The organism is Neobacillus drentensis, from assembly GCF_036966985.1.
GTDB classification, from domain to species: domain Bacteria; phylum Bacillota; class Bacilli; order Bacillales; family Cytobacillaceae; genus Neobacillus; species Neobacillus drentensis_E.
The window spans coordinates 2,601-6,215 of sequence record NZ_JBALSN010000293.1; the positions used below are offsets into that span (position 1 = coordinate 2,601).

4 protein-coding genes and 1 pseudogene are annotated in these 3,615 nt (G+C 37.5%); all 5 read right to left on the reverse strand.

Annotated features, from left to right (window positions below; translation table 11 throughout):
- Positions 1-76 precede the first annotated feature (76 nt).
- Complete coding sequence (locus V7659_RS19250) at positions 77-685, reverse strand: 3D domain-containing protein (protein ID WP_335541471.1); 609 nt, start codon at positions 683-685, stop codon at positions 77-79.
- Positions 686-834: 149 nt separating this feature from the next.
- Positions 835-1,158, reverse strand: a complete 324-nt coding sequence (locus V7659_RS19255) for a YuiB family protein (protein WP_144554652.1) — start codon at positions 1,156-1,158, stop codon at positions 835-837.
- Between the two features lie 138 nt (positions 1,159-1,296).
- Positions 1,297-1,422: a YuiA family protein gene (locus V7659_RS19260; protein WP_186328847.1), complete on the reverse strand. Its 126-nt coding sequence runs from the start codon at positions 1,420-1,422 to the stop codon at positions 1,297-1,299.
- A gap of 155 nt (positions 1,423-1,577) precedes the next feature.
- Positions 1,578-2,069, reverse strand: a complete 492-nt coding sequence (locus V7659_RS19265) for an NUDIX hydrolase (protein ID WP_335541473.1) — start codon at positions 2,067-2,069, stop codon at positions 1,578-1,580.
- A gap of 86 nt (positions 2,070-2,155) precedes the next feature.
- Positions 2,156-3,365, reverse strand: a pseudogene (locus V7659_RS19270) (NAD(P)/FAD-dependent oxidoreductase).
- Positions 3,366-3,615 lie beyond the last annotated feature (250 nt).

The following is a 3,615-nucleotide window of genomic DNA, read 5'->3' on the forward strand; positions in this document are numbered from 1 at the left end:
AGGAGTCTTCGTGCCTTCCACTCCATCAACAGAGTGCAAAAATCAAAAAATAAAAAACAGGCCCAGCAGCCTGCTTCTATCTCTTCTCAGAACTTATATACTGCCCGCGGAAGACTTGCATCGATTTATCTTCATTTAATGACTTAAGTGTTTGCTCTGTTAGTTTTCCATTACCTTTTTGTACCACATAAATATCGAGTTTCTTTTTCCCCCACTTATTATAAACATCCTCAACTGTTTCATAATAAAGGTCTAGTTCATTCCCTTTAATAGCGCCGCCCTTATCGGCAACCACACCATACCCATATCCTGGGATAAAGAGAATCGTTCCAATAGGGAATACGTTTAGGTCTGCAGCAATCGTAGAAAACAGATCACGTTTTACTTTTACACCGGAGTAAGTTATCCCATATTCAGGGTGGCCTTTACTTTTCCCTGTAGATTCTACCCCTGCTGTATAACCAGTGGCGGTAACCGTTTGTTTAGGATATTTCGACCAATCGATTTCGTTTTCCAAGGACCTTTGGGTTCCTGAAACAGGTTCAGTCGATGCAAGAACAGACGCAAATTGGTTTAAAAACAACTGTGCATTTACTCCAGAGATTGATTGGAAGGTCGTAAAGACTGCCATTATGAAGAGACAAACCATGGCTAAACGCCTACTCCAATGTTTCATTATATTCATCAAAATTTTCACTCCTCCCAAAATATTCATTCCCAAGTTGCAGGAAAATATTCAAAATAGGAAAAGGGAAATTTTACATGTATTATTGAAAATCATAAAAAAAGCTCTTACCAAGAGGGTATAGTCTGTCTTTCCCCTTGGTAAAAGCCTTAAAACATTTGGTATCCATTTTTCCGTAACAGTTTAATCGTGAAACCAGCAGCAACCGCACCAGCTAGTCCACTAATTAAAATAAGAATATCAGCAGTAGCTAACGAAGTAAACCTGTGGCCCAACTCACTAAATGCCATTTTACTATTTGTAAAATACTCACTAAAACTCACTTTATCTACAATAAAAATGGCCACAATAGGATAAACTACAGCCATAACCCACGACATGCGTAGCAGCATATTAAGAATAAATCCAATTCCAAAAAATAAAACAAAGAAAAGTAAAATCGATATGATTAAGACAACAATGCTCATTTGCATCCGAGATTCCCCCTTATACATCAACATTTAGTGTACTGAATGTCGAAAAAGGAGTCAATATAAACGAATATTTTCTTTTTATATACAAGAAAAAGGCCCCTCGAATAATTCGAAGAAGCATTTCAATTATACTAAACTTTATTCTTTTTTCTTGCCAGTGCCTTCGCAGCAGCTACAGGTTTCTGATCCCCCTAGAACTAGTTGAAAATAGCCTTTCCCGGAACAATAATCACACGTTTTGGAATCTACGATCTTTACTGTCATTTCTAGTCAACTCCTTATAATTAACTTAATTTTCTGATAATATATCAAGAATTTTCTAAAAAAGAAAGGACGGAAATCCGGCAAATTCAATCGAGAAAGCGGATACACGTCAAGTTTTCTTACAATTACTTGTTGTTACTTAAATTTTCTAAAAATTACAAAAATAATTTATAAGCTGTATATCCGAACTGGTCTCCTGGGTTTAGATTATCAATCGCTTGCTTCGAGAAGGTAATATCATTTCTAATTAAATATTGGAGTATGATAGATGCATTTTTTTCATGGAGTAGTTCTTCAGGTGCCATAAATCTCGCTTCAAAAAGTTCGTTATCCTGATGACTCACCACCTGTCCATTCACCGGTTCAAGTAGAAAATGGAGCAAATTATCGCTAATTTCTCCTTTAATCACACCAGTTCTTAGGCCAATGAGTCCCTTTACCTGACATTGGATGCCGGTTTCTTCCAATACTTCTCTAATAACAGCCTCATCCGCTGTTTCTCCCACTTCAACAAAGCCTGCGGGCAGTGACCATTGACCCTTTAAGCCGCCATATCGTTTCTTTACGACGAGCCATTTCCCCTCATTTGACCTGACAACCCCTGCAACAGCTAACCAAACCTTGCCCCGTTTTTCACGATTACTCATTTAGACTCCCCCTCACAAAGTATTACTTAATTTAATCATAACAAAAAAAGGACAGATATTTATCTGCCCTTTTATCTAAAATAATTTTAAAAAACATTAAATTTTCCTTTTTTCAATACAAGTCCGGCGCCGCCAATCATGTAAAGTGAGCGATTATCGACTACTTTTTTCATGAAGGATGCTTTTGCACCAGTTAGTTTTTTACCAAAAACAACCCCGATTGCATCATCTTCGCCAAGGGAGCAAACGGTCCCTTTATTATCGAACTTGAAAGTTTCTAACTCTGATTTATCACGAACTAAGGCCGCGATATTGCGGGCACAAACTTCCCCTTGCTGCATGGCAATCTGTGCAGTCGGTGGATATGGACGGTTGATTTCTTCATTAATCATTAGTGAACTGTCACCAATCATGAAGATATTGTCAAAGCCTGGAACGCGAAGATCCGGCTGAACTTTGACCCGTCCTCTCATTGCTTCAAAGCCTGATTTTTCAACAATAGCATNNTCCAGCGGCCCATACGACGGTCCCCGCCTTGATTTCACGTGGTTCCTCTTCACCTTTAGCGACAAAGATGCCCTCTTCCGTACATTCCTTAATCGCTGTTCCGATTAAGAATTCAACACCTTTTCGTTCTAATTGTGACACGGCATAATTCACTAGTTCAGGATCAAAACCTGGGAGTACTGTTGGGGCAGCTTCGACACAGATAATTTTTACTTTATGTGAATCCACATCATACTCATGACATAATTCAGGAATTCTATTTGTTAATTCACCTAGGAATTCAATTCCCGTAAAACCAGCACCACCGACAACAATAGTCAAACGATTGTCGTTTTTCTCTTCTTCCATATTGTATGTCGCAAATTGGTATTCAATATGTTCACGCAATTGACGAGAGGAGTTTACATTTGAGATTCCAAAAGCATATTCTTTTAACCCTTTGATCCCAAATGTTTCTGGTTCACCACCAAGAGCAATAACGAGGTAGTCATAGTCTACTTCCCCTTTTTCCAAAACAACCTTCTTGTCTTCTTTGTTAATTTCTACTACAGTATCTTGAACAAAATCCACTTTACTGCGGTCAATTACATCACGGATATCATAACGTACACGGTCATGATGCAATGTGCCTGCAGAAGCCTCATGTAGCCATGTGGTTTCATAATGATAGTCATTTTTATTTACTAAAACAATGTCAGCTTCATTCACGCCGATTAATTTCTGTAAGCGAACTGTTGTCATTAGTCCACCGTAACCAGCACCGAGAATAACAATTTTAGGCTTTCTCAAAGTGATCACTTCCACCCTTAATTTTTTAGATAAACCCTTTTTTCTTAGTTTCCACTGCTATGACCATTTTTATTTTATATAATAAAAAATGTATGTGATATAATTCACGAATAAGGCTAAAAAAAACGAGTTACTTGAAATTCATATAGGTCAAGCAAGGTATTTGCTAAGAATGGGATTTTTTACTACTTGACATAAAAATGTACTTTTTATGTCACAAAAAATTAACAATCTATCCTCAATACATCTT

Excerpts from the sequence above, each read along its gene's own strand:
- V7659_RS19250 (WP_335541471.1), bottom strand. The coding sequence starts at position 685 with ATGAATATAATGAAACATTGGAGTAGGCGTTTAGCCATGGTTTGTCTC.
- V7659_RS19255 (WP_144554652.1), bottom strand. The coding sequence starts at position 1,158 with ATGCAAATGAGCATTGTTGTCTTAATCATATCGATTTTACTTTTCTTT.
- V7659_RS19260 (WP_186328847.1), bottom strand. The coding sequence starts at position 1,422 with ATGACAGTAAAGATCGTAGATTCCAAAACGTGTGATTATTGTTCCGGG.
- V7659_RS19265 (WP_335541473.1), bottom strand. The coding sequence starts at position 2,069 with ATGAGTAATCGTGAAAAACGGGGCAAGGTTTGGTTAGCTGTTGCAGGG.